This window comes from Arthrobacter sp. RIT-PI-e, assembly GCF_001187915.1.
GTDB lineage: Bacteria > Actinomycetota > Actinomycetes > Actinomycetales > Micrococcaceae > Arthrobacter_D.
On record NZ_LGIU01000038.1, the window covers coordinates 57,281 to 82,102 of the forward strand.

21 protein-coding genes are annotated in these 24,822 nt (G+C 71.6%); 12 read left to right on the forward strand and 9 right to left on the reverse strand.

The annotated features are described in order from the left end of the window. Positions 1-14: 14 nt before the first annotated feature. Positions 15-1,466, reverse strand: coding sequence for a phytoene desaturase family protein (locus AC792_RS03545; protein ID WP_049829204.1), 1,452 nt, complete (start codon positions 1,464-1,466; stop codon positions 15-17). Continuing rightward, positions 1,463-2,329, reverse strand: coding sequence for a UbiA family prenyltransferase (locus AC792_RS03550; protein ID WP_049829205.1), 867 nt, complete (start codon positions 2,327-2,329; stop codon positions 1,463-1,465). Before AC792_RS03550 ends, AC792_RS03545 begins: the two co-directional genes overlap by 4 nt. Before the next feature lie 219 nt (positions 2,330-2,548). Here AC792_RS03550 and AC792_RS03555 point away from each other — a divergent pair, with 219 nt between their 5' ends. Beyond that, the gene (locus AC792_RS03555; RefSeq protein ID WP_049829206.1) at positions 2,549-3,574 is read left to right on the forward strand and encodes a 6-phosphofructokinase; all 1,026 of its coding nucleotides are present in this window, start codon (positions 2,549-2,551) and stop codon (positions 3,572-3,574) included. A 2-nt stretch (positions 3,575-3,576) separates the two neighbouring features. After that, on the forward strand, positions 3,577-4,299 hold the full coding sequence (locus AC792_RS03560) for a GNAT family N-acetyltransferase (RefSeq protein WP_049829207.1): 723 nt from the start codon (positions 3,577-3,579) through the stop codon (positions 4,297-4,299). Positions 4,300-4,432: 133 nt separating this feature from the next. On the opposite strand, the gene AC792_RS03565 is transcribed toward AC792_RS03560, so the two are convergent. The 4 genes from AC792_RS03565 to AC792_RS03580 all read right to left on the reverse strand — a co-directional run bounded on the left by AC792_RS03565 (position 4,433) and on the right by AC792_RS03580 (position 7,681). Next, complete coding sequence (locus AC792_RS03565) at positions 4,433-4,948, reverse strand: ankyrin repeat domain-containing protein (protein ID WP_082177355.1); 516 nt, start codon at positions 4,946-4,948, stop codon at positions 4,433-4,435. Then, positions 4,945-6,036 carry a CAF17-like 4Fe-4S cluster assembly/insertion protein YgfZ gene (ygfZ, locus tag AC792_RS03570; protein WP_049829208.1) on the reverse strand — a complete coding sequence of 364 codons (1,092 nt, stop codon included), beginning with the start codon at positions 6,034-6,036 and terminating at the stop codon, positions 4,945-4,947. Before ygfZ ends, AC792_RS03565 begins: the two co-directional genes overlap by 4 nt. Positions 6,037-6,097: 61 nt before the next feature. After that, complete coding sequence (locus AC792_RS03575; RefSeq protein WP_049829209.1) at positions 6,098-6,697, reverse strand: FABP family protein; 600 nt, start codon at positions 6,695-6,697, stop codon at positions 6,098-6,100. Positions 6,698-6,943: 246 nt separating this feature from the next. Further along, entirely contained in the window at positions 6,944-7,681 is a 738-nt protein-coding gene (locus tag AC792_RS03580) for a hypothetical protein (protein ID WP_235436338.1), read from the reverse strand. 201 nt (positions 7,682-7,882) lie between these two features. On the opposite strand from AC792_RS03580, the gene AC792_RS03585 reads away from it, so the two are divergent. The 9 genes from AC792_RS03585 to AC792_RS03625 all read left to right on the forward strand — a co-directional run bounded on the left by AC792_RS03585 (position 7,883) and on the right by AC792_RS03625 (position 17,597). Further along, a complete protein-coding gene (locus AC792_RS03585) occupies positions 7,883-8,590 on the forward strand; it encodes a winged helix-turn-helix transcriptional regulator (RefSeq protein WP_049829210.1) in 708 nt (235 codons plus the stop codon). A 284-nt stretch (positions 8,591-8,874) separates the two neighbouring features. After that, positions 8,875-9,816 (forward strand): mycothiol synthase, encoded by a 942-nt coding sequence (gene mshD / locus AC792_RS03590; RefSeq protein ID WP_049829211.1) that lies wholly within the window; start codon positions 8,875-8,877, stop codon positions 9,814-9,816. Positions 9,817-9,874: 58 nt separating this feature from the next. Beyond that, a complete protein-coding gene (locus tag AC792_RS03595; RefSeq protein WP_049829212.1) occupies positions 9,875-12,097 on the forward strand; it encodes an RNA degradosome polyphosphate kinase in 2,223 nt (740 codons plus the stop codon). Further along, on the forward strand, positions 12,097-13,062 hold the full coding sequence (locus AC792_RS03600; RefSeq protein WP_049829213.1) for an NUDIX hydrolase: 966 nt from the start codon (positions 12,097-12,099) through the stop codon (positions 13,060-13,062). The genes AC792_RS03595 and AC792_RS03600 overlap by 1 nt, the downstream gene beginning before the upstream one ends. A gap of 118 nt (positions 13,063-13,180) precedes the next feature. After that, positions 13,181-14,890 carry a hypothetical protein gene (locus AC792_RS03605; RefSeq protein WP_049829214.1) on the forward strand — a complete coding sequence of 570 codons (1,710 nt, stop codon included), beginning with the start codon at positions 13,181-13,183 and terminating at the stop codon, positions 14,888-14,890. After that, positions 14,890-15,243, forward strand: a complete 354-nt coding sequence (locus tag AC792_RS03610) for a GntR family transcriptional regulator (RefSeq protein WP_442853594.1) — start codon at positions 14,890-14,892, stop codon at positions 15,241-15,243. The genes AC792_RS03605 and AC792_RS03610 overlap by 1 nt, the downstream gene beginning before the upstream one ends. Positions 15,244-15,387: 144 nt before the next feature. Continuing rightward, entirely contained in the window at positions 15,388-15,627 is a 240-nt protein-coding gene (locus tag AC792_RS03615; RefSeq protein ID WP_049829215.1) for a hypothetical protein, read from the forward strand. A 64-nt stretch (positions 15,628-15,691) separates the two neighbouring features. Beyond that, positions 15,692-16,435: a 4'-phosphopantetheinyl transferase family protein gene (locus AC792_RS03620; RefSeq protein ID WP_049829216.1), complete on the forward strand. Its 744-nt coding sequence runs from the start codon at positions 15,692-15,694 to the stop codon at positions 16,433-16,435. A gap of 145 nt (positions 16,436-16,580) precedes the next feature. Then, complete coding sequence (locus tag AC792_RS03625; RefSeq protein ID WP_049829217.1) at positions 16,581-17,597, forward strand: DUF808 domain-containing protein; 1,017 nt, start codon at positions 16,581-16,583, stop codon at positions 17,595-17,597. Between the two features lie 45 nt (positions 17,598-17,642). Here the strand turns inward: AC792_RS03625 and AC792_RS03630 are convergent, their stop codons facing one another. The 3 genes from AC792_RS03630 to AC792_RS03640 form a co-directional block, all read right to left on the reverse strand. Then, positions 17,643-18,212 (reverse strand): dihydrofolate reductase family protein, encoded by a 570-nt coding sequence (locus AC792_RS03630; RefSeq protein WP_049829218.1) that lies wholly within the window; start codon positions 18,210-18,212, stop codon positions 17,643-17,645. A 335-nt stretch (positions 18,213-18,547) separates the two neighbouring features. Next, a complete protein-coding gene (locus AC792_RS03635; RefSeq protein WP_235436340.1) occupies positions 18,548-19,909 on the reverse strand; it encodes a M1 family metallopeptidase in 1,362 nt (453 codons plus the stop codon). Then, on the reverse strand, positions 19,906-23,835 hold the full coding sequence (locus tag AC792_RS03640; RefSeq protein WP_442853595.1) for a Pls/PosA family non-ribosomal peptide synthetase: 3,930 nt from the start codon (positions 23,833-23,835) through the stop codon (positions 19,906-19,908). The genes AC792_RS03635 and AC792_RS03640 overlap by 4 nt, the downstream gene beginning before the upstream one ends. A gap of 123 nt (positions 23,836-23,958) precedes the next feature. Between AC792_RS03640 and AC792_RS03645 the strand changes: the two genes are divergently transcribed. Continuing rightward, entirely contained in the window at positions 23,959-24,786 is an 828-nt protein-coding gene (locus AC792_RS03645) for a thymidylate synthase (RefSeq protein ID WP_268753335.1), read from the forward strand. Positions 24,787-24,822: the final 36 nt, after the last annotated feature.

Genomic DNA, 24,822 nt, shown 5'->3' on the forward strand with positions numbered 1-24,822 from the left:
ACGGCGGTCTGCTCCTACTGCGCCGGACCGAGCCTGGCCAGCAGCTTCTGCATGGACATCATGGCGCCCCCGAGCACCGCCGGCAGGCCACCCCCAGGGTGCACGGACGCCCCCACGCGCCACAGCCAGGGTCGCAGCGGGTCCGAGAACCCCGGGACGTGCAGCGGGCCGCTCAGGAACACCGGGTGCACCGCCCCGTACAACGCGCCACCAGCCGAACCGCGCTCGCCGAAGTGGCCGGGGTCCAGGATCCGGTGGTCCTCGAAGTACCCCTGCAGGGGTTCGGTGAGGCCGAGGACCTTCGTGGTGCGTTCCAGTTCACGCACCACGAAGGGATCGTCGAGTGAGTACCGTTTGCCGTTGGCCGGCGCGGTGAGCAGCAGGGCGAGGGTGTCGGCGCTGTTCGGGTACACCCCGTCCGCCGGGTAGTAGTTGGCGAACGCCATGGTCTGGTACGGCTCCTCCCCCGCCTCCAGGGCACGGTAGAGCTCCGCCGGGTCGTCCGGCATGATCACGCCGTGCCGGGCCGTCCCAGCGGGGAGCGGACGATCGAGCACCGCGTAGATCCCGACGGCGGAGCAGGAGAGCTTGCGGGGGCTACGCGGCGCCCGCCCGGTCAGCAGGCCGCCCAGCCGGTGGGCGTCCAGGCCGCTGACCACCGCGTCCGCCGGGTAGGTGCCGACGGCGGTGGTGACCCGGCGCCGGCCGATCCGCTCCGCGGGTTCCCCGGTGTGGATCTCCACCCCGGCGTCGACCGCGAGTCGCTCGAGTGCCAGCACCAGTTCGTAGATGCCGCCCGCCGGGATCCAGACGCCGTCCTCCGCCATGACGGCCGGCATGCTGGCGTACAGGGCCGGTGTGCGGGTGGGGCTCACCCCGGCGTTGAGGGTGTGGATCGCGATGACCTCCCGGAGGCCCTCCGGCATCCAGTCGAGGCTGTCCAGGTAGCTGCGGGTGGTGAGCCGCGGTCCGTACAGGCCCCCCAGCTTGAGCAGTGCGGGGCGCACCGTGGGATCCAGTGGTGCCGTGGTGAGCAGGCGTGACACGTCGCCACCCAGGACGCCGTGCTCGGCGGCGAAGCGCGCCCACGCCGCGTGCCAGGGGTGGCCCTCGGGGACCGGCAGCGGGCACTCCTCGCCGCGGTAGTAGTACCTGCCCACCTCCGGCAGGCGCTGCAGGGGCAGTGCGGCGACCTCCGCGGCGGGCGCTGTGCCACCCGTTCCGCCCGCATGCGTCCCGTCCGGGACGACGTCGTCCAGGCGCCGCAGCAGCTCCTGCCACACCCCCGGGAAGGTGAACAGCGACGGCCCGGTGTCCACGCGCTGCCCCGCAAGATCGAGGCGACGGCTCTTGCCGCCCACGTACTCCGAGGCCTCGAGCAGGGTGACCCGGTGACCGGCCCGTCCCAGCAGCGCGGCGGCGGTGAGGCCGCCGATTCCGCCGCCGACCACGACGACGCGGCTCATCGGTACAGTCCCAGCGTCAGGGCGACGACGAGCTGGACGCCGGCCACCGTCCCGGCCACGTACGGGAAGGCGATCGAGTACCGGTACAGCCGGTGCCCGGTCTCCGGCCGCGGATCGCGGGCCAGCCCCACCAGCAGCGCACCCGCGATCAGCGCGTTGACCACCGCCACCGGGATGTTGACGAGCGCGAAGCACACGGTGGACACGAGCCACCACGCACCGCTCCAGCCCACCACGCCCTTGGGTCCGAGCCGCACGGCCGTGGTGGTGATGCCCACGCCGCGGTCCTCCTCGATGTCCTGGACGGCATCGTAGGTGTGCTTGGCGGCGCTCCACGCCATGAGCCCGATCGCCGCGGACCACACGGGCCGGGAGCCGAGCGCGTACGGCACGAAGACCAGGGGCAGCGCGTAGGCCGCGTTGCTGATCGAGTCCAGGTAGGGCCGCGCCTTGAAGCGCAGCGGCGGGGCGCTGTAGTAGACGAACACGAGGGCGTAGACCGCCATCCAGGCGAGCGCCGCCGCCGGCAGGGTGAAGGCGAACCACAGCAGGAAGGGCACGTTGGTGGCGAGGACGGACACCCAGATGGTGCGCACCTCGGAGGCCCGGATCCTCGCACCCTCGATCGAACCCTTCCGGGGGTTCAGGGCGTCGGTGTCCTGGTCGAAGATGTCGTTCACGCCGTAGATCAGCAGGTTGAAGGGCAGGGTGAGCCAGACGAGCACCGCGAGCGCCTCCGCCTGCCACAGCGTGCCGGTGAGCCACATGCCCACCACACCCGTGCCGAGCGTGTTGATCCAGAGCACGGGCCGGGAGATGTGGACGATGCGCTGCGCCGCTGGCGCGAGAGAAGCCTGGGGCACTGCGGGTGTCCTCCTCGGACCGGGTGGGGCGCGGACGGCGGGGTCCGCCCCCGCCTGCGCCGGTTCTCAGCCTACGTGGTTCCCTTCCGTGGCGAGGCGCCGGATCCCCGGGACGCCCGGCCCGGAGCAGCACCCGTGCATGTGTCTAGAATCATAGGTGGGCCCGACGGCGCGCTCCCCGTAGGTCCACCACCCCTCGTCGAAGGAACATCACGCCCCATGAAGATCGGAATCCTCACCAGCGGCGGCGACTGCCCCGGACTCAACGCGGTGATCCGCGGTGCCGTGCTGAAGGGCATCAAGATCCACGAGCAGGAGTTCGTCGGCTTCCGTGACGGCTGGCGCGGTGTGGTGGAGGGGGACGTGATCGACCTCCCCCGCCACGCGGTCCGGGGCATCTCCAAGCAGGGCGGCACCATCCTCGGCACCTCCCGCACCAACCCCTTCGAGGGCAATGGTGGGGCCGAGGCCATCAAGGAGAATCTCGACCGGCTCGGGATCGACGCCGTGATCGCCATCGGCGGCGAGGGCACCCTGGCCGCCGCCAAGCGGCTCACGGACCTCGGCCTGAAGATCGTGGGTGTGCCGAAGACCGTGGACAACGATCTCGACGCCACCGACTACACCTTCGGGTTCGACACCGCCGTGCAGATCGCCACCGAGGCCATCGACCGCCTCCGGACCACCGGCGAGTCCCACAGCCGCTGCATGATCGCCGAGGTCATGGGCCGGCACGTCGGGTGGATCGCCCTCCACGCCGGCATGGCCTCCGGTGCGCACGCCATCCTCATCCCCGAGCAGCAGACCAGCATCGAGCAGATCGCCGACTGGGTGTCCACGGCGAACGCCCGGGGACGCGCGCCGCTGGTGGTCGTGGCCGAGGGCTTCGTGCCCTCGCACCTCGAGCAGGCGCACTCCGAGCGCGGCCTGGACACCTTCGGCCGCCCCCGCCTCGGTGGGATCGCCGACCAGCTGGCACCCGAGATCGAGGCCCGGACGGGCATCGAGACCCGCGCCACGATCCTCGGGCACATCCAGCGCGGCGGCGTGCCGTCGTCGTTCGACCGCGTGCTCGCCACGCGCCTCGGCATGGCTGCGGTGGACTCGGTGCGGGACGGACTGTGGGGCACCATGGTGGCCCTCAACGGTACGGAGATCGCCCACGTCGGCTTCGAGGCGGCACTCGGCAATCTGAAGACCGTACCGCAGCACCGGTACGACGAAGCCGCGATCCTCTTCGGCTGAGCGTGGAACTCGATCCCGGGACGGTCGCGATCGTCCAGCTCGCCTGGTCACGCCTGCTGGGGCTGAACGACACCGCACTCGGGGACGGCGGCACCGACCGGTTGTACCGCGTGGACGACGACGCCGGGGTCCTCACGTTCGTGACGCTGTTCGGCCGTGAGGCGCTGCGCGGCCCCGCCTGGGCCGTGGACGCCGCTCGCGGACTGTCCGGTCCCGAGCTGCGGGGCCACTCCACCCTGCTGGCCCTCAGCCGCGAGCACGGCGGGCGCGGCCTCGGCGAGGCGCAGCTCTACTTCTGCGACGAGCTCCCCGTGATCGAGGGCCCGGAGGCCGTGGTGTCCACCGACGGCAGCGAGGTGCGGGACCTCGAGCAGCTCTGCCCGCCCGACGACGTCGGCGAGGCGGGACTCGGCGCCCTCGGGCACACGTTCGTGCTGCTCGAGGAGGACACGGCGTCGTCGACACCCCGAGCGCCCCTGGCCGGTGCCGGGTACGAGATCTGGGAGGGCATTCTCGCCCACCTCGCGGTCCTCACCCCGCCGGAGAGGCGCCGGCAAGGGCACGCGCAGCGGATCGCGGCCGTGGCGGTCGAGGAGGCGATGGCCGCGGGCCTCGTTCCCCAGTGGCGTGCGCGGACGGACAACACCGCCTCGCAGCGCACCGCACGGCGTGCAGGTTTCGCCTTCGCCGGGACGCAGACCTCGGTGGCCCTGCAGCGCGACTGATCTCGGACCCGGGCAGGGGTCGCGGCAGGTGCGGTCTCGCGGACGGGTTTCCCGGAGATTTCCGCATGTCGCTGCGGGACACGCTGCACCTCCGCCGTGGTCGTCAGTGGAACCCGTGCAGATCGCCAGGCGATCACGACGCCGGGCACGGGAGGACCAGGGCCACCCCATCCGGGACCACCGGACATCGCCCGAACAGGTCGAGGAGTTCCGTCCGGCCGAACAGCTCGGCGGCGGCACGGGCGGAGGGGGATCCCGCGTCCGGGTCCGCACCGGCTTCCGCGAGGATCCGCACCACGTCGAGGTGCCCCTTGAACACCGCTCCCGCCAGCGGCGTCTGGCCGCGGTCGTTCGCCTGCCCGGCGTCGGCCCCGCGTGCCAGGAGATCCCGGACGATCGCGGGGTGGCCGTTGTAGGCGGCGAGCATGAGCAGACCGTCCCCCGCGGTGTTGGTCAGGGTGAACGGGACACCCGCATCGAGGTACCGCCTGAGCATCGCGGCGTCACCCTGACGCGCCGCGTCGAAGAGTGCGTGCGCCAGGGCCACGGCTGCGGCCGCAGCGTCGTCGGCCGGGGCCGGATCCGCCGGACCGTCCACGTCCGCATGCCGCCCGTCGACGCCGTCGCCCTCGACAGAGGGGCCGGTCATCGCGGAACCCGCAGGAAACCTGTGGCGCGCCCCACCACCTGCCCGGCATCCGGTGCCACGATGACCTCCTGCGCCGCGGCGTACGTCTCGTCGGCGTCCTGCACCAGGAGCTCGGCCGAGGCGTCCACCGAGCGCTTGAGCACGGCGAGCGCCACGGGACCCATCTCGTAGTGGTGCCCCACGGAGGTGACCCGGCCCACGGTGCGCCCCTCGCTGACCACCGCGCTGCCGGGGGCGGGGAGGGTGTGCTGGCTGCCGTCGAGGTGGAGGAAGGTGAGGCGGCGCGGCGGGTGGCCCAGGTTGTGCACCCGGGCCACGGTCTCCTGACCCTTGTAGCACCCCTTGGCGAGGTGGACGGCCGTGCGCATGAGGTCGAGTTCGTGCGGGATGGTCTTCTCGTCGGTCTCGAAGCCGGGCCGGGGACGCCACGCCGCGATGCGCAGGGCCTCGGCGGCGAGGGACCCGGAGAGCTGCAGTTCGGAGGAGGTCACCACGGTGTCGAGTTCGGCACGGGGCACGAGGTACTCGAACCAGGGGCGGTCGACACCGGGGTGCGCGGCGGCGTCGACGGTCGAGTAGGCGTAGCCGCCCGCACCGATCGCGGGCCAGGGATCCTCCCAGACGATCCTGCCCTCACCCAGCTCGGGAAGCGCCCGGGTGGCTCCGAGAACGGCCCAGGCCCCGGTGGCATCGGTCACCTCGACCCGGAGCATGAACTTCATGCGTTCGAGCCAGGCCGCCAGCGGCGCGGCCTCCCCGCCCTCGACGATCAGCCATGTGGTGCCGCCGTCGTCCACCACGTGGGCGGCGTGCTCGATACGGCCCTGCACGGTGAGGAGGAGGGTCTCGGAGCTCTGACCGGATACCAGGCCCAGCAGCAGCTGCGAGGAGAGGGTGTTGAGCCAGCTGAGGCGGTCGGGGCCGCTGACGGTGACCACCCCGCGGGAGGAGAGGTCCACCACGGCCTGCCCCTCGGCCAGGAGTCGCTGTTCGCGGAACGGGTCGCCGTAGTGGGAGGCGACGAGGGCGTCAGCTCCGCCGCCCGGTACGGCACCGGGTCGGGCGAGCAGGGGGCTGGAGGAGATCATGACCGGTACAACGCCTCCCGGACAGGTCTATTCCTGCCCGGGATCGAGCCGGGAGGTGGGTTCAGGAGGTTTTCTGCAGGATGGCGGAGGCATGTGCCTCGAGCGAATTGCCGTCCGCCGCCACGTCCCATCTCCAGTAGAGGTTGCCCTCCACCAGACCGAACAGCCGGGTGGCGGCCGTGTACTCCTTGGAGTGCTGGCCGCGCATCACGAGGTCGGTGCTGAGCTGGATCTGCGGGCCTTTGATGTCGCCGTAGTACAGCTCGGCGATCCCGCCGGGGTGCACGATCGTGGCCGTGAGGTCGAAGCCTCCCGCCTCGTTGCGGAACTGCTCCACCTCGTCGGCGGTCTTGAGGGCGGGCACGATGTCCGCCGGGTTCAGGCCCGGGCCCACGTCGGCGTCGTTGAGCTTGCGGTCCAGGGCCCAGAAGCCGGTCTCGCCGGACAGCGGACGCAGCTTGGCGCCCTCCTCGTCGATGAGCCAGGACTCGGCACTGTACTGGAGGTAGGGCAGCCCGTTCTGGGAGAAGACGACGCGCTGCGAGAACCGCTCGGACTCGGCGGTACCCTCACCGAGCATCCCCGTGCCCTCCCAGGTCCCGAGGAGCCACGACAGCGGGACGAGCTCGGGCGTGAGGTCGGTGGGGAGTTCGAAGGACATGATGTTCGTCGGCGGGTCTTCTACTTCTGACCCTTGTACAGGCGCGTGATGACCAGGATCGCGAAACCGCCCATGGCGATACCGGAGAGGGCCAGCAACGAGATGAAGAAGATTTCCAGGGCAAGGATGGACGTCATGCGACCATCCTAACGTGCGGTACCCGCGGGAGCAGGTGCACCATGTGCGCGGGAGGCAGGCGGTGCGGCTGGAGCCGGGCTCCGGGCTGGACCGATCCGGGAACGGACCTCAGACCAGCAGGAGCCGGTCCAGGAGGTAGACGACGGCGCCGAGGCCCAGCACCGGACTCACGCCCACCGAGATCGCGGCGATCCGGGAGAGCGGAGCGGCCCGTCCGCCGGCCAGCCTGCGGGTGGCCGCGATGACGGCGCCGCACACGGCGCCGATGACCGCCGCCGCGACCGCCGGCACCTCGGTGAGGAGCAGACCGCCGAGGGGGCCCGCCAGCGCGGCCAGTACGACCGCGACGGGCGCCACGATGCGGTCCGGCAGCGGCAGGAGGCAGACGGCGATCGCCACGAGCACGCTCACACCGGTGACCAGCGTCATCCCGGAGTCCGACAGGTTGAAGCCCAGCCTGTCGGCCGCGACCCACCCGGAACCCATGGCCACCACCAGCACACCCGTACCGGCTCCCAGGATGGACTCGAGCCGGTGGCTCTGGCCCGTCCCGCGCACCAGTTGGATCATGAAGACCGCCCCCACGCCGAGAGCCACCATCGCGGGGAACCAGCCGAACGGGGCGGCGCCGTCCGTGGTGGCGGTGAGAACCACGGCGAGCACTGCGCTCGCCCCGATGGCGGCGGCCTGGCTCTTCCTCGCAGGGACCTGGAGGAGGTGCGGCCACCCGACCGCGGCCAGCACACAGACCACGCAGACGGTGATCGCCACGGCGGTCAGGGAGAGGTAGGAGGATGCGACGATCGCCGTCGTGGCGGTCGCTGCGGCTCCGGCAGCAATGGCCACGCTGGTCCTTTTCACTCCAGCAATACTGCCCTACGCCTGGTTCGGGTGGGAAAATCGGCGGTCATCCGGGGTCCCGGGCGTGCGAGCCGTCACACCGGCTGCGGCTATACTTGTCGAAATCTTTACCGCCGCCAGGGGCCCGTCACGGGTTCCGCCGGCACCAAGGCCCGATGATGCGCGTTCCCGACATGTGGAGGAATCATGCCGCACATCCTGATGCTCACCAATACCACGGGCTCCTCCGTGGAGATCCTGCCCGCGCTGGAACTGCTCAGCCACAAGGTGCACATCCTGCCCGCCGAGCCCACCGCCCTGCTCGAGACCGAACCGTGCGACGTCGTCCTCGTGGACGCACGGAAGGATCTCGTGGGCGCCCGCTCCCTGACGCAGCTCCTGAAGGCCACCGGCCTCGGGGCGCCGCTGGTGCTGGTGCTGACCGAGGGGGGCATGACGGCGGTGGCCGCCAACTGGTTGGCCGACGACGTCGTCCTGGACTCCGCCGGCCCCGCCGAGGTGGAGGCGAGGATCCGACTCGCCATTGCACGCGCCTCGGCGACGGACGAGGCCGCGAGCACCGAGATCCACGCCTCCGGCGTGGTGATCGACGAGGCCAGCTACACGGCGAGGGTGGGCGGATCGCCGCTGAACCTGACCTACAAGGAGTTCGAGCTCCTGAAGTATCTGGCGCAGCACCCGGGCCGCGTGTTCACCCGCGACCAGCTGCTGCACGAGGTGTGGGGCTACGACTACTACGGGGGCACCCGTACCGTGGACGTCCACGTGCGGCGGTTGCGGGCGAAGCTGGGCGCGGACCACGAGCAGCTGATCGGGACGGTGCGCAACGTGGGGTACCGCTTCATGCTCACCCGGCAGCCGGAGGACCGCGCCGCCGTGAACCAGGACGCCTGACACCGCAGGACCGCGCCGCCGGATGCACGAAGCCCCTCCCACCGATCGGCGGGCGGGGCTTCGCGCGTCCTGCCTGTACGGGCCGGACCTTGGTGGAGGACATACGGGTCGAACGTATCTCGGGCACCCCCCTGGTGCATCCCCCTCGAGCAGTTCACGACTCTACAACACTCCCCGTACGAGGGCAAAGCGCCGCCGGCGGAGGGACGGAACCGGTGGATACGGCGGGGCTAGGCTGGGGCCGTGCCCGCAGAGTCCCCTCCCCCGCCTGGGCCGTCGAGCGGATGGCCGGCGTCCCCCCCGCCCCCGTCCTGGCGGAGGTCCGAGACCTCGCGGACGTCTCGGCCGAGGCGGACGGCAATCCCCCGCTCGCCGAACAGACCCTCGTGACCCTCCGCTCCGAGGACGCCCGCGGTGTGGTGACCGTCTTCACGGCGAGATCGGCGGGAGCGGCGGGCACCGCGCAGGACGCCGAGCTCGCCGGGGTGGCGGTCGTGGTCCGCGGTGCGGAGGACGGCGCCGTGCTGGAACTGGTGGTGGCCCCCGACACGCGCGCGGAGGGCGTGGGTACCGCCCTCGTGGAGGCCGTACTGGCGGCGGGCTTCGACGGACTGAAGGGGTGGTCGCACGGGAACCATGCCGCGGCGGTGGATCTCGCCGCGCGCTTCGGGTTCGAGCCGGTACGCGAACTGTGGCGCATGCGCCTCACCCGCGCCGCCGTCGAGGAGTCCGCCCCGCCGCTCGTGCTCCCCGCGGGCGTCCGGATCCGCCCGTTCGTGCGCGGACAGGACGAGGAGGCGTGGCTGGCCGCGAACGCCGCCGCCTTCGTGCACCACCCCGAGCAGGGCGCCACCACGCGCGCGGATCTCGAGGCGCGCATGGACGAGGCGTGGTTCGACCCCGAGGGGTTCCTGCTGGCCGTCCGGGAGGACGACGACGCCCTGCTCGGTTTCCACTGGACCAAGATCCATCCGGGCGCGGGCGGCCACGCCCCGATGGGCGAGGTGTACGTGGTGGGGGTGACGCCCGAGGCGCAGGGCACCGGGCTCGGCAGGGCGCTGACCGTCGCGGGCATCGACCACCTCCACGCGCAGGGGCTGCAGGCCGTCATGCTGTACGTCGACGCGGACAACACCGCCGCCGTCGCCCTGTACCGGAAGCTCGGCTTCACCCGCTGGGACGTGGACGTGATGTACGCGGAATCGCCCTCCACACCCACTGTGTAAGGTTATTTTCGCAGGGCTCCGCCCCGCTCGAGAGCCCGTACACGCCGCAGGAGACGCAATGGATGCAGAGATCGGACGCCGCAGCGCGTCGCTGTACGGATCGTCCGAGACGGCCCCGGCCCGGGCCACCCAGGACCGCATCGACATCCCCGAGTTCGCGCCCAGCCTCCTGCCCTCGGGCGACATCCGGCCCGACCGCTTCCTGGACCGCGAGATCAGCTGGCTGGACTTCAACGCGCGCGTACTGGAGCTCGCCGAGGACCCCGACCTCTTCCTGCTGGAGCGCGTGAACTTCCTGTCCATCTTCGCCTCCAACCTGGACGAGTTCTTCATGGTGCGCGTCGCGGGCCTGAAGCGGCGCATCGCCACCGGCCTCGCGGTCCCCTCCGCCGCCGGCCTCAGCCCGATCGAGCAGCTCGAGAAGATCATGCAGGACGGTTACGGGCTCCAGCGGCGTCACGCCGCCGTGTTCGCGGAGCACATCCGCCCGGCGCTCGCCGAGGAGCAGATCCACCTCACCACCTGGGACGAGCTCGACGACGCCGCACGGGCGGAGCTCGGGCGGATGTTCGCGCAGAAGGTCTTCCCGATCCTCACGCCGCTGGCGGTGGACCCGGCCCATCCCTTCCCGTACATCTCCGGCCTGTCCCTGAACCTCGCGGTGGTGGTGCGGAACCCGGTCAGCGAGAAGGAGCTCTTCGCCCGCGTGAAGGTGCCGGACCAGCTGCCGCGGCTGATGTCGGTGGACGGGCCCCGCGCCGGCAACGTGGCCGGGAGGATCGCCCGCTTCATCCCCCTCGAGGAGGTGATCGCCGTCCACCTGGACCAGCTCTTCCCGGGCATGGAGGTCCTGGAGCACCACCTGTTCCGCGTCACCCGCAACGAGGACCTCGAGGTGGAGGAGGACGACGCCGAGAACCTCCTGCAGGCCCTCGAGAAGGAGCTGCTGCGCCGTCGCTTCGGCCCGCCCGTGCGCCTCGAGGTGACCACCGACATCAACCCGAGCATCCGGGCGCTCCTGTCCCGCGAGCTCGGCGTGGAGGACGACGAGGTCTTCAACCTCCCGGCGCCGCTGGATCTGCGTGGTCTCAGCGTGATCGCCGGGATAGACCGCGGGGACCTCCACTACCCGAAGGCCGTCCCGCACACCAGCAGGCACCTCAACGAGAGCGAGACCTCGAAGGCGGCCAACGTGTTCGCCGCCATGCGCCGCAGGGACATCCTGCTGCACCACCCGTACGACTCCTTCTCCACGTCGGTGCAGGCGTTCCTCGAGCAGGCCGCCGCGGACCCCAAGGTCCAGGCGATCAAGCAGACCCTCTACCGCACCTCGGGCGACTCCCCCATCGTGGACGCCCTGATCGACGCCGCCGAGGCCGGCAAGCAGGTGCTGGCCCTGGTGGAGATCAAGGCGCGCTTCGACGAGCAGGCCAACATCTCCTGGGCGCGGAAGCTGGAGCAGGCCGGCGTGCACGTGGTCTACGGGATCGTGGGCCTGAAGACCCACTGCAAGCTCTCGCTCGTGGTCCGCCAGGAGATCGACGGCCTGCGCCGCTACTGCCACATCGGCACGGGCAACTACCACCCGCGGACGGCCCGCTACTACGAGGACCTCGGGCTGCTCACCGCCAACGAGCAGGTGGGCCAGGACCTCTCGCGCCTGTTCAACCAGCTCTCCGGGTACGCCCCGAAGTCCACGTTCAAGCGTCTCCTCGTGGCACCGCGCTCCGTGCGCTCGGGCCTGATCGACCGCATCGAGCGGGAGATCGCGAACAAGCGGGCGGGGCTCGCCGCACGCGTGGTGATCAAGGTGAACTCGATGGTGGACGAGGCGATCATCGACTCGCTGTACCGGGCGTCGCAGGCCGGGGTGCAGGTGGAGGTGATCGTGCGCGGGATCTGCTCGGTCCGCCCGGGCGTCCCGGGGCTCAGCGAGAACATCACGGTGCGCTCCGTGCTCGGCCGGTTCCTCGAGCACTCACGGGTTTTCGCCTTCGCCAACGGCGGCGACCCGGCGGTGTTCATCGGTTCCGCGGACATGATGCACCGCAACCTGGACCGCCGTGTCGAGGCCCTCGTGCAGCTGAGCTCCCCCGAGGACATCTCCTACCTGATGAACCTCATGGACCGCTACATCAGCCCCGAGGTGGCGAGCTGGCACCTCGACGAGACCGGGTGCTGGACACGCCACGCGAAGGACGACGACGGCGCGCCGCTCGAGGACATCCAGTCCTACCTGCTCGCCTCGCGGACCCGCCAGCGAGCGGTGTCCCGCCGCTGATGGCCGCTTCGACGAAGGGCGCCGCCGTGCCGCAGACCGGCGGCGGCCCGACCATAGCCGCCGCGGGGACCCTGTGCTGGAGGAGTTCGAAGGGGCGCCTCGAGGTCCTGGTGATCCACCGCCCCCGGTACAGGGACTGGTCCTGGCCGAAGGGCAAGGTCGACCCCGGGGAGACCACGCCCGAGTGCGCCGTGCGCGAGACCTTCGAGGAGGTGGGCCTCAGCGTCACGCTCGGGATCCCCCTCGCAGTCCTCGAGTACTCCGTCTCCTCACGGCCCAAGGTGGTCCACTACTGGGCGGCGAGGATCACCCGCCAGAAGGCCGATCCGGACGGCAAGGAGGTGGACCGCGTGCGCTGGGTGAGCCCGGAGGAGGCACGCGACCTGCTCAGCAACCCCTCCGACGTCGAACCGCTCGATGCGCTGATCGCGGCGCACCGCGCCAAGGTGCTGGAGACCTGGCCGCTGATCGTGGTGCGCCACGCGAAGGCGAAACCGCGCTCGTCCTGGAGCAGGGCGGAGGGCGGGCGCCCCCTGGCCGCCACGGGTCGCCGGCAGGCCACCGCCGTGAGCCGCCTCCTGCAGGCGTGGAACCCGGAGCGGGTGATCAGCAGCCCGTGGGAGCGCTGTGTCCAGACCATCACGCCCTATGTGCACCAGCGCAGTGCGAAGCTGAAGCTCGTGGACGCCCTGACGGAGCACGACGCCGCACGCAGGCCCGCGCGTGCCCGCGGCGCCGTGGATCGCCTCTTCGACAAGCGCCGATCCGTGGCCCTGTGCACGCATCGGCCGGTCCTGCCGCTGGTGTTCTCGGTGCTCGCGTCCCGGATGTCGGGGCCGCTGCAGGGTCTGCTCCCCGCGGAGGACCCCTACCTCGCTCCCGGGGAGGCCGTGATCTGCCAGGTCAGCACGTCCGATCCGGATCGGATCGTGTCGGTGGAGCAGTTCCGCGCCTACGACGACTGACCCTCGCCACGGTGGGTCGTGCTTTCCGGCCCCCAGTGTCACGATCAGGGCAGGGGACGCATCCTGGGTTGACCTCACGAACGTTCGTATCAAACACTTGATACGAACGTGAGGGGAGATGGTGAGTTTTCTGGGCAGTCTGGGTCTCGGTTGGGTGCTCGGCGCGGTGGTGGTCTACGCGATCCTCCTCCTCGCCCACCTGAGCGGTGATTCCGGGAGATCACCGCTCCTCGCCGCCCGCCGCCCGGCACTGTGGGCGGCGCTCCTGGCCCTGTACTGCGGTGGGGTGATCGGCTCCGATTCCGGGCTCGACAGACTCCGAGGGGCCCGGGGTCCCTCCACGACGGAGCGGATCACCGGGGACCTCCCCTTCCTCGAGGATCTCGCACTGACCGCGTCGCCGTTCCTCGCGATCAGCGGCATCTACGTCCTCGCGCAGACCATCGGTCTCCGCGGACGGGGGAGCGTACGGACGGCGGACCTGGCCGTGCGTCGCCTCCGGGACTACCTGCCTCCGCGACTGACCGTCTTCACGGTCGTCCTGATCGTCCTCGGGGCCGGGTGCATCGTGGCGACCTCCTGGTTGCCGGCGATCGTCCCGGACACCTCGTCGCTCGACGGCGGCGGACCCGTACCACCGGCCAGGATGGCCGGAAGCCGCTTCGCCGCCATCGCAGGCATGTCCTACGCCCTGTTCGTCCTCACCGTCATCGGCGCGCTCCTCGTGATCGTGCGGCGTCGCCGGGTCTTCACCCTGACCCACCCGGAGGACAGCCTCATCCGGCGCGTCCACATCAACCGGCTCCTGCGCACCGTCGCCTTCGTCGCGGTGACCGTCGCGAACAGTTGTCTCTGGTTCGCGTCCACCGGTGACACCGCGGAGATCTGGAACACGTTGCGCGCCGGTACGGCGGCCCTCGGACTGATCACCGTGATCGTGATCATCGCCGCGAAACCGCCGCAGATCCCCGAGGACGTCGACCAGCAGGTGGTGGCCCCTGTGATCGCCCCGAGCGGTACCACCGACCGCGCGGTGCAGGTGATCCTCAGCGGCCGCCGGATCGGGTACGCGATCTGGGCCCTGTGCATCCTCCCGCTGCTCTTCACCGTGAGCGAGCTGGGAGGTCTGCTCCCTCTTGCGGTACTGGTGATCGCCTATGCCGGTTTCCTGCTCGCCCAGCTGGTAGCCGAACTCGCCGTGGCGCAGAACCACGGCGATCAACCGCGACCGGGCCTGCGGAACATCCGGCGGCTTCCTGTCTCCCTCCTGTTCACCGCGGTTCCGGCGGTCCTCCTGATCGTCCTGGCGGGTGTCACGTCCTCCTGGGTGGGAACACTCCCGGGCTCCTCGTCGGAGCTCCCGTTCTGGTCGGCGGCCTTCTGGCCGACCGTCGCCTTCGCCGCCCTCGTGGTCGTCTTCAGCGGCGCCCGGCCGCCCCTGCGCCTGGCTTCCCCTGCCGAGGACGACGCCCTGCGGGGGGCCTCGGTCCGCCGGGGCCTCCTCATGGTGTCCTCGATGGTGCTGGCCTTCACCGGCTTCCTCCTGTCCGAGAATCGCCATGCGCTCGCGGGAGGATCCTGGTCCGATCAGCCGGGTACGGAGCCCTTCCCGTTCGAGCCCGGGCAGCTCCAGAACCTCGTGCTCCTGCTCCTCGTCACCGCGGTGGTGATCGCCGTCCTCCCCGGACGGCGGGTGCCGGCGCGGGCGCCGCAGGATGCAGGCGGCCTCCGGCGACCCCGCGGCTGCGCGTCGCCCTCCCCCCCCCCGTCCCGCCGTTCGAGCAGATCCGAGCCGGGATCGCCGCGCTCATCGGTGCGGGGCAGCTGATGCCGGATGATCGCCTCCCGACCGTGCGCTCACTGGCAGCGGATCTCGGGGTGGCCAACGGGACCGTCGCCCGCGCCTACCGCGAGCTCGAAGCCGCCGGATTCGTCGTGGGCCGAGGTCGCCGGGGGACGGCGGTGGCGGCCGACCCTCCCGTGGGCCCCGTGACCCCCGGCGTGCGGACGACGACGCCCGAGGGGACCTCCGCAGCGCGGTGGCACCGGGACACCTCCCGCGCGATCATCGACGCCGTCGGGGCGGCCGTGGAAACGGCCCGGGCCCACGACCTCCCCGCCGAGGAGCTGATCGCGCTGGTCAGGGCGGCCTATGACGAGCCGCCGACGGCAGCACACTGAGCCGGAACACCCGGTCGGTTCGGCAGCACCGACACTTCACGTCCCCATCACCGACGTCGGACCCACCGTTCACGTGCCGTTCACCGGGCCTGCTTATGGTGTGACCTCGAGGTGGGCGCAGCACCGGGTGACGGGGGAACGGCGATGGCCGATGTGAAGGGCGTGGTGCAGCGCCTCGCGCCGCGTGAGATCTCGGAGCTCCACAGGATCGGCCCCGACGGCCCGCTCACCCCGAAACTGCTGCACGCCATCGACCGCGCGGCCGGCGGCCCCGGTGAGGGCCGGGGCTATTCCGTCTACGCCCGGGTGATCGATCGTGACCGGCCCCGCCGCTTCGTGCTCCGCACGGACGTCTGCGCCGAGCTGTTCGCGCCACGCCACTGATCCGGCGGCACCACGCTCCCGGGCAGGTCAGGTCCATCGGTCCAGCGGGGGCGATGATGGTGTCATGGACCTGCCGCTGACCGCTCTCCCGGCGCCGACGGGCTCTCCCGGGCTCCTGCTCCGGCTGTACCGCCCGGTGGACCAGGACCGGCTGCCATCCGTCGACGCCATGCTCACGGTGCTGGACGAGGACGAGAGACTGCGCGCCGACCGGACGGAGTGCGGCTCCGCCCGGTCGGCCTTCGTCACCGGCCGCTACCTGCTCCGTCGCTTCACCGCGGAACTGCTCGACGTCGATCCCCGCACCATGACCGCCGTGTCCTCCTGCCCCTCGTGTGCTGCTCGAGGGGTGACCGGCCCTGACCACGGACGTCCGGGGTACCTCCTCGGCGACGCACACGTGCCGCTGGAGCTCAGCCTGTCCCGCAGCCGGGGCGCCGTGCTCCTCGCAGCCCTGCCCTCCGGCAACGGTGCACGGACCGGCGTGGACCTCGAAGCGGTGGACGACGTGGGCTTCGAGGGCTTCGCCGACGTGGCGCTGACCCCGGCCGAACGAGAGGCCGTCCGGGAGCTGCCGCAGGAGAGTGGGCTCCTCGCCCGAGCACGCTTGTGGGCGCGGAAGGAAGCCCTGGTGAAGGCACTCGGCTCCGGGTTAACCGGGCGGGACCCGAGCACCCTCGACGTCCTCCACGATCCTCGCACCGGTGACGTGGAGCTGCCCGCGCCACCGCGCGGTGCGGGCGCGGCGGACGGTGACGAGCAGGGCGGACTCGTGGCCGCCGTCGCCGTCGTTCCGTCGAGTCCCTGAGCTCCTCCGCCCCGGTTCCTCAGGATCAGCTCCGGTACGAGTCATCGGGCGCCCGGGGGTCCTATACTCCGAGCATGCCCATCATGCACCTCCCCGGAGACGTCGCCGACCGCCGTCCTGCTTCCAGCTCGGACAGGACCGTCTCGTGAGCGGCGGACTCGTCGCCCTGCTCGACGACGTCGCCGCCCTGGCGAGGATCGCGGCCGCCTCGATGGACGACGTCGCCGCGGGGACGGCGAAGGCCAGCTCCAAGGCCGTCGGCGTGATCATCGACGACGCCGCCGTCACCCCGCAGTACATGTCCGGTGCCGATCCGGCCCGTGAACTGCCCATGATCAAGCGGATCTTCCTCGGCTCGCTCCGGAACAAGCTGCTGATGATCCTGCCGGCGCTGCTGCTCATCAGTGCGTTCATCCCCTGGGTGATCCCGTTCATCCTCATGCTGGGCGGCACCTACCTCTGCTACGAGGGTGCCGAGAAGGTCTGGCACAAGCTCCGCGGGCAGCACGACGCCGAGGAGAAGCCTGCGGTGGAGCGCGGACCCGAGGCGGAGTCCAAGGTGGTCAAGGGTGCCATCACCACCGACTTCATCCTCTCCTGCGAGATCATGGTCATCTCCATGACCGAGGTGGCCGACGAACCGCTGTGGGTCCGGGCGATCATCCTGGTGGGCGTGGCCCTGCTGATCACGGTGCTCGTGTACGGGGCGGTCGCCGTGATCGTGAAGATGGACGACGTCGGCCTGTACCTCACCCGTAAGGACTCCGCGGGAGCCAAGCGCACCGGCGCCCTGCTCGTCAAGGCCATGCCCGCGGTGCTGGGCGTCATCACGTTCGTGGGGACCATCGCCATGCTGTGGGTGGGCGGCCACATCATGCTGCAGGGGGTCTACGACCTCGGGTGGCACCTGCCGTACGACATCGTGCACTACCTCGAGCACCCCTTCGCCGAGGTCGCCGCGGTGGGCGGTTTCCTGGTGTGGCTCGTGGAGACCCTGAGCTCCGCGGTCATCGGGCTCGTCTGGGGATCGATCGTCCTGGCCGTGATCCACCCGCTGCTGAAGCTGCTCCCCATCGGGAACAAGGGCGAGCACGAGAAGGGCGATCTCCGGGCCGCGGCTGCCGGATACCGGCCCGCGAAGAGGGACGACGCCGCCCCGTAGGAACACGGTCAGCGGTGCGGTTCGTCGGGGCGAACTACCTCATGTTCATACGGTGACGGACGCAGGCCGGTAGCGCAGCGCGACAGCACCCGAGCGGAACTCGTGGCGGTCCACGAGTTCGAGCCGGACCCGGTCACGCAGCCCGGCGAGCACCGTCGGTCCGCGTCCGGCGAGCACCGGCTGCACGAGGAACTCGTACTCGTCGATCAGCCCTCGATCCGCCAGGGCCAGGGGAAGCGTCACGCCGCCCACCCACAGGGCTTCGCCCGGTTCCTGCTTGATCCGCCGGATCGCCGCCCCGGCATCACCCCGGATCAGCTCGGCGTTCCAGTCGACCCCGCTCAGCGTGCTCGACACGACGTACTTCCGCGCCCGGTCGATCGCCTCGGCGAACGGGACCTCCGACCCGTCCATCCACTCGGGCCACACGCCCGTGGCCGGTCGCCGCCACGCCGACTCCATCAGCTCGTAGGTCAGCCGGCCGAACAGCAGGGCGTCCGCCCGCTGCATCTCGGCCGTCCAGTACCGCATCGACTCCTCGTCGGGCGGGAGCCCCGCCTCGTGGTCGCAGCAGCCGTCGAGCGTGATGTTGATCGAGTACCGGAGCTTCCTCATCCCACTGCCTCCCTCGGCACATCGGCCAGTGCATCGGAGAGTACCCACATCGTCAGCGGTGATCAATGCCCGGTCCACGGGTTCCCCCGCGTCATGCCGTCCTTCCGGTACGACGACGTGGGTGCGGCCCTGGGACGGTGCCAGGACGTCCTCGCCTCCCGGAGTATCCACGGTGGGTCTCCCGCGAAGGGTGTGGTCGAGCATGCGGGACCACGGGGACCACGCCAGTACACGGTCGAGGACCTGGAAGGCCGTTGCCGGGAGTTCTCGCAGCAGACCCGAGGCGTCCCTCCCCGCGAAGGGGGAGCACGGCCCGCCGCTGAGGTGACGCCGGCTCAGAGCCGCGGCAGGGCCTCCGCGTACAGCCAGCGCCGCAGCAGCCCCGGGACGTCGACGCCGGGCAGCAGCCGCGCCGCGAGCGCCTCGAAGTCCGGCGTGGTCACCGAGCCGAACCGGTGCTCGGCGGACCAGGCCCGGAGGAGGTCGAAGAACGCGGTGTCCCCCGCGGCCCGGCGCAGGGCGTGCAGGGTCAGGGCACCCCGCTTGTACACGCGGTCGTCGAACATGTCGGGGCCCCCGGGATCACCGATCCGCAGGTCCTCGTCCTCCCCCGCGAGGTACCGGTGCGCCGAGCGCGCGAGGTCCTCCGCCGTCGTCGCCCCCGAGGCCTCGGACCAGATCCACTCCGCGTAGCAGGCGAAGCCCTCGTGCAGCCAGATGTCCTGCCAGCGCGCCGCCGTGACCGCGTTGCCGAACCACTGGTGCGCGAGCTCGTGGGCGATCAGGCGCTGCGCCTCCCAGTCGGCGCTCAGGTGGTTGCGGCCGATGATGGAGAGAGTCTGCGCCTCGAGGGGGATCTCCAGTTCGTCGTCGGCCACCACCACCAGGTACTGCGGGAAGGGGTACGGGCCGAAGCGCTCCTCGAAGGTGCTGAGCATCTCGTGGTTGCGGGCCAGCGCCGCGCGGGCGCTCGCGGCGAGCGCGGGCGGGACGGCCGCGTACTGCGGTACGGGCGCTCCGGAGGCACGGGGACCCACCCGGACGGGGAGGGCGACGGCGGGGCCCGCGGGGTCGTTCAGCGGCACCAGGTCGTACCGGCCGATCTGCACGGTGGCGAGGTACGGGGCCATGGGCTCGGTCTGCTCGTACACCCAGGTGGTGCGGCTGGAGCGGCCGATCCGGGACACCAGCACGCCGTTGCACACGGCGCGGTACCCGGCATCCGTGGTGACGGTGAAGCGGTGGGCGGCCTTCTGCGAGGGGTGGTCGTTGCAGGGGAACCAGGTGGGTGCACCCGTGGGCTGGCCGGCCACGAGGACGCCGTCGGTGAGTTCCTCCCAGCCCACCTCCCCCCAGGTGCCGGTGCTGGGCCGGGGATTGCCCTCGTACCGGATGTCCAGCCGGACCTCGGCCTCCGCGGGCACCTCGTCGCGGAAGCCGACCACCAGTTTGCCGCCGCGTTCCTTGAAGGCCTTGATGCGCGCGGTGTCCGAGGTGACCTTCGTGGCCCGCAGGCCCACGAGGTCCAGTTCCAGCTGGTGCAGGGCCGTCCGCGGGGTGAGCGTGAGGACGGCCCGGCCGGAGAGCCGGTTGCTCGCGAGCTTGTAGTCCAGGGTGAGGTCGTAGTGCTGCACCCGGTAGGCGGTGCTGCCGCTGGTGGGGGTGTAGGGATCGGGTGCGGCGGCGCTGCCGTTCACGCACCGGCTCCGGGACCGGACCAGGAACTGACGGGGTTCCCCATCCAGTAGGAGCCGGCGGGCACGGTCTCGCCGCGCATCACGAGCGACGCCGGACCCACGGTGGCTCCGCCGGCGATCTCCGCGGCGGGCAGGATCACGCTGTGCGGGCCCAGGGTTCCGCCCGGGGCGAGCGCTACGGTGTCCATGCTCATGATCCTGTCATGGAAGAGGTGGGTCTGCACCACGCACCCGCGGTTCACGGTGGAGCCGTCGCCGAGACTCACGAGATCGGCCTCGGGGAGCCAGTAGCTCTCGCACCACACCCCGTGCCCGATCTTCGATCCCAGTGCCCGCAGCCACCACACCAGTGCCGGTGTGCCGCTCGCCGCGCGGGCGAACCACGGGGCGCTGACGCTCTCGACGAAGGTGTCCACCACCTCGTTGCGCCAGATGAACGAGCTCCAGAGCGGGTGCTCCCCGGCCTCGATCCTTCCCACGAGGGCCCACTTGGCCACCACGGCGGAGCCAGCGGCCACGGCTCCGAGGGCCATGAAGACGACGCCGCTGAGCAGCGCTGCGACCACGTAACCACTCGACAGGGCGAGGGTGTCGAAGAGCACGAACGCGGCGACGGCGATCAGCACGGTGAGGACGATCGGCACCAGCCGGCACACCTCCCAGAACGCGCGGGCGGCCTTCAGCCGGCGGGATGGCTCGAAGGTGCGGCTCGCATCCCCCGTCATGGCCTGACGGCGCAGGCGCGAGGGAGGGCTGCCGAGCCAGGAGCTGCCGGCCTTCGCCTTCGCGGGGGTCGCCGAGAGCACGGCCACGAGCGAGTTCTTCGGTACCCGGCGCCCCGCCGAGGTCATGCCGGAGTTGCCGAGGAACGCCCGCCGGCCGATCTTCGCCGGGGCAATCCGGAGGTACCCGCCGCCGAGCTCGTAGGAGGCCACCATGGTGTCGTCGGCGAGGAACGCACCCTCCCCGATGGTGGTCATCCTCGGGATGAGCAGCACCGTGGAGGCCTCGACGTTCTTCCCCACTCGGGCGCCGAGCAGGCGCAGCCACACGGGCGTGAACAGGCTCGCGTAGAGCGGGAAGAGGACGTCGCGGGCGAGGTCCAGCGTGCGCTCGGTGGCCCAGATCTGCCACCCCACCCGACTCCGCACCGGGTAGTACCCCTCCTTCAGCCCGATGCCGAGCAGCCGCACCGTGCCGAGGATCAGCAGGGCGTTCACGAGCAGCCAGAGGGGCGCGGCGAGCACCGCCGGTCCCAGCAGGGACGACCAGGCAGCGGACAGCGAGGGCGCACCGCGCAGCGCGCACACCATGGGCAGGGCGGCGACGACGGCGGCCACGTACGGGATGAGGGCGAGCGCCCCGGACGCCCCGGCGAAAGCAGCGAACGACGCGCGGGCGGACCACCCGGAGCGCGCTGCCCGGGCCCCGGGCCAGCCCTGCTTCGCCCGGCCCGTGCGCGTGGCCGGCGAACCGGAGACGAAGTGCCCGGATTTCACGGCACCCTGCACCGCGGATCCGGGGGCCACCTCCGCGCCCGCACCGATCCGGGTGCCGGGCAGCAGCGTGCTGCGAGCGCCCACCACCGCGCCGGCGCCCACGGTGACGGGCCCGATGTGCACACGGTCGCCGTCGATCCACCACCCGGAGAGATCCACCTCGGGTTCCACCGAGGCTCCGGCGCCCAGGGTCAGGAACCCGGTGACCGGTGGCACGGAGTGGAGGTCGACGTCGGGCCCGATCCTCGCGCCGAGGGCACGGGCGTAGACGGGCACCCAGGGGGCGCTGGCGAGGCTCACCGCGCCCACGCCGTTGGAGATCTGCTCGGCCAGCCACAGGCGCAGATGCACCTTGCCGGAGCGCGGGTACACCCCGGGGCGCACATCATGCAGCAGGATGCGGGCTGCGAGGACGGAGAGGGACATCCGTCCGAGGGGGCTCACGAACACCAGCCAGGAGGCCGCCACCCACCACCAGGAGAGCGTGGGTGCAGCCGTGAGGACCCCGAGGCCGGCGAGCACGTTGGCGGCGATCATCGCGTAGGTGAGCCAGCGCATGCCGGCGAGGAACTGGAGGGGGATGCCCATCACGGTCTGGAAGATCTGCGACTTCCGGGCGGTGCGGCGCACGTCCCGCTCCGGTGTCTCGGGCTGTACTCCGCCGTCGCCGGTGGACGCGACGAACTCGGCCAGGGCGCCCAGGCGCGGGTGGGCGTAGATGTCCGCCACGGTGATCAGCGGATAGCGCGCCCGGATGAGGGAGACGAGGCGGGCGGCACCGAGGGATCCGCCGCCGTGGAGGAAGAAGTCCGCATCGGCGTCCGCGGGCACGGTCCCGAGGACCGCGGCCCACTGGTCGGCGATCCACCGCAGGCGCGGATCCAGCTCCCCGGCCCCGGTACCCGGATCCTCCGCCCCGGCGAGCGGCCAGGGCAGGGCATTGCGGTCCACCTTGCCGCTGGTCTTGGTGGGCAGGGAGCCGGTGAGGGTGAGCATCGGTACCAGGGCCGCGGGGCGCGGGTCGGCGCGGAGCGCCCGCAGCGCGGGGGGATCCGGCCCCCCGCCGGCCGGCACCAGGTAGCCCGCCAGCAGCTGGTTGCCCGTGGGCGTGGTCCGGACGGCGGCGGCCGCGCCGACGACGCCGGGCAGGGCCTGCAGTGCGGCGTCCACCTCCCCGAGTTCGATCCTCCGGCCGCCGAGCTTCACCTGGTCGTCGGCGCGTCCACCGAAGATCAGCCCCTCCGACTCCAGGCGCACGAGGTCGCCGGAGCGGTAGGCGCGGTCCCAGCCGAGCGTGGGCATGGACGCGTACTTCTCGGCGTCCTTCGCGGGGTCCAGGTAGCGGGCCAGGCCCACGCCACCGATGATCAGCTCACCGGTGCCGCCCTCGGGCACGGGCGTCCCGGTCTCGTCCACCACGGCGAGGTCCCAGCCGTCCAGGGGCAGCCCGATGCGCACGGGCCCCTCACCGCCGAGACGGGCGGCGCAGGCGACGACGGTGGCCTCCGTGGGTCCGTAGGTGTTCCACACCTCGCGGTCGTGCATGGACAGGCGTTGCCCCAGTTCCGGTGGGCAGGCCTCCCCGCCGAAGATCAGCAGGCGGACGTTCTCGAGGGAGTCCGCGGGCCACAGGGCGGCGAGGGTGGGCACCGTGGACACCACGGTGATGCCGCGCGCGATCAGCCACGGCCCCAGGTCCATGCCGGTGCGCACCAGGGCGCGCGGCGCCGGGACGAGACAGGCCCCGTTCCGCCACGCGAGCCACATCTCCTCGCAGGAGGCGTCGAACGCCACGGACAGACCCGCGAGCACGCGGTCGCCCGGTCCGATCGGGTCGTCCTGCAGGAACAGGTGCGCCTCGGCGTCCACGAAGGCCGCCGCCGAGCGGTGGCTGACGGCCACACCCTTCGGCGTGCCCGTGGACCCGGAGGTGAAGATGATCCACGCGTCGTCCTCGGGCGCCGGATCGCCGTCGTGCTCCTGCACCGCTCCCCGCCCGGCGGCGCCTCCCGTGAGGCGGAGACCCTCCCCCACCACGACGACGGCGCGGGACTCGGCGAACACCACGCGGGCGCGCTCGTCGGGGTCGTCGGCGTCCACCGGCACGTACGCGGCCCCGGCCACCAGCACCCCGAGGATCGCGATGTAGAGCTCGTCGGTGCCGGAGGGGATCCGGACGCCCACGGTGTCCCCGCGGCGCACGCCCGCACTCCGCAGGACGACGGCGAACTCCTCCGCCGCGGCAACTAGTTCCGCGTAGCTCAGGGACCGGACGCCGTCGTCGAGCGCGGACGCCTCGGGGTGCGCCGCCGCGGTGGCGCGCAGGACGTCCACGAGCGTGCGGGGCGCCGGGGCACGATCGGAGGCGACGAGCTGCGCCGGGTACGGGGCGGAGGCGGCGTGGACGGTGGAGGTGTCTCTGGTCACGGGGGAAGTCTTCCGAAGAGAGGTGAACGGGAGGTGATCGCCTGCTGCGACGGGCCCACCACCCGGCATCCGAGTCTAGCGACCGGCCTGACCGCACCCCGCCGTCCGTCCTACACTGGGCACGTGAACACCCCCATCCCCACCCCGTACGAGGACCTGCTGCGCGACGTCATGGCCAACGGTGCGGCCAAGAGCGACCGCACGGGTACCGGGACCCGCAGCGTCTTCGGCCGGCAGCTGCGCTTCGACCTCGGCGAGTCCTTCCCCCTGATCACCACCAAGCGCGTGCACTTCAGGTCCGTGGCCCTGGAGCTGCTCTGGTTCCTCCGCGGTGATTCGAACGTCCGCTGGCTCCAGGAGCGCGGCGTGTCCATCTGGGACGAGTGGGCGGACGACGACGGCGAGCTGGGCCCGGTCTACGGCGTCCAGTGGCGCTCGTGGCCCACGCCCGACGGCGGGCACATCGACCAGATCGCCCAGGTGGTCGAGGCGCTGAAGGCGAACCCGGACTCCCGGCGGCACGTGGTCTCCGCCTGGAACGTGGCCGAGGTCGCCGACATGGCGCTGCCTCCCTGCCACGTGTTCTTCCAGTTCTACGTGACCCCCGGCGAGGACGGCGCCCGGGGGAAGCTCTCCTGCCAGCTGTACCAGCGCTCGGCGGACATGTTCCTCGGCGTGCCCTTCAACATCGCGTCCTACGCCCTGCTCACCCTGCTCGTGGCCCAGCAGACCGGGCTGGAGCCCGGGGAGTTCATCTGGACCGGCGGTGACGTGCACATCTACGACAACCACGTGGAGCAGGTCACCGAGCAGCTCGGCCGGACCCCGTTCCCGTACCCGCGCCTGGAGCTCAAGCGCATGCCCGCAAGCATCTTCGACTACACCCTGGAGGACCTCGCCGTGCTCGACTACCAGCACCACCCCACCATCAAGGCACCGGTGGCCGTATGAGCACGCCCGCCACCGCCCCCCCGCCCCGGACCCTGA

Excerpts from the sequence above, each read along its gene's own strand:
- AC792_RS03545 (WP_049829204.1), bottom strand. The coding sequence starts at position 1,466 with ATGAGCCGCGTCGTCGTGGTCGGCGGCGGAATCGGCGGCCTCACCGCC.
- AC792_RS03555 (WP_049829206.1), top strand. The coding sequence starts at position 2,549 with ATGAAGATCGGAATCCTCACCAGCGGCGGCGACTGCCCCGGACTCAAC.
- AC792_RS03565 (WP_082177355.1), bottom strand. The coding sequence starts at position 4,948 with ATGACCGGCCCCTCTGTCGAGGGCGACGGCGTCGACGGGCGGCATGCG.
- ygfZ (WP_049829208.1), bottom strand. The coding sequence starts at position 6,036 with ATGATCTCCTCCAGCCCCCTGCTCGCCCGACCCGGTGCCGTACCGGGC.
- AC792_RS03575 (WP_049829209.1), bottom strand. The coding sequence starts at position 6,697 with ATGTCCTTCGAACTCCCCACCGACCTCACGCCCGAGCTCGTCCCGCTG.
- AC792_RS03585 (WP_049829210.1), top strand. The coding sequence starts at position 7,883 with ATGCCGCACATCCTGATGCTCACCAATACCACGGGCTCCTCCGTGGAG.
- mshD (WP_049829211.1), top strand. The coding sequence starts at position 8,875 with ATGGCCGGCGTCCCCCCCGCCCCCGTCCTGGCGGAGGTCCGAGACCTC.
- AC792_RS03595 (WP_049829212.1), top strand. The coding sequence starts at position 9,875 with ATGGATGCAGAGATCGGACGCCGCAGCGCGTCGCTGTACGGATCGTCC.
- AC792_RS03600 (WP_049829213.1), top strand. The coding sequence starts at position 12,097 with ATGGCCGCTTCGACGAAGGGCGCCGCCGTGCCGCAGACCGGCGGCGGC.
- AC792_RS03605 (WP_049829214.1), top strand. The coding sequence starts at position 13,181 with ATGGTGAGTTTTCTGGGCAGTCTGGGTCTCGGTTGGGTGCTCGGCGCG.
- AC792_RS03610 (WP_442853594.1), top strand. The coding sequence starts at position 14,890 with ATGCCGGATGATCGCCTCCCGACCGTGCGCTCACTGGCAGCGGATCTC.
- AC792_RS03615 (WP_049829215.1), top strand. The coding sequence starts at position 15,388 with ATGGCCGATGTGAAGGGCGTGGTGCAGCGCCTCGCGCCGCGTGAGATC.
- AC792_RS03620 (WP_049829216.1), top strand. The coding sequence starts at position 15,692 with ATGGACCTGCCGCTGACCGCTCTCCCGGCGCCGACGGGCTCTCCCGGG.
- AC792_RS03630 (WP_049829218.1), bottom strand. The coding sequence starts at position 18,212 with ATGAGGAAGCTCCGGTACTCGATCAACATCACGCTCGACGGCTGCTGC.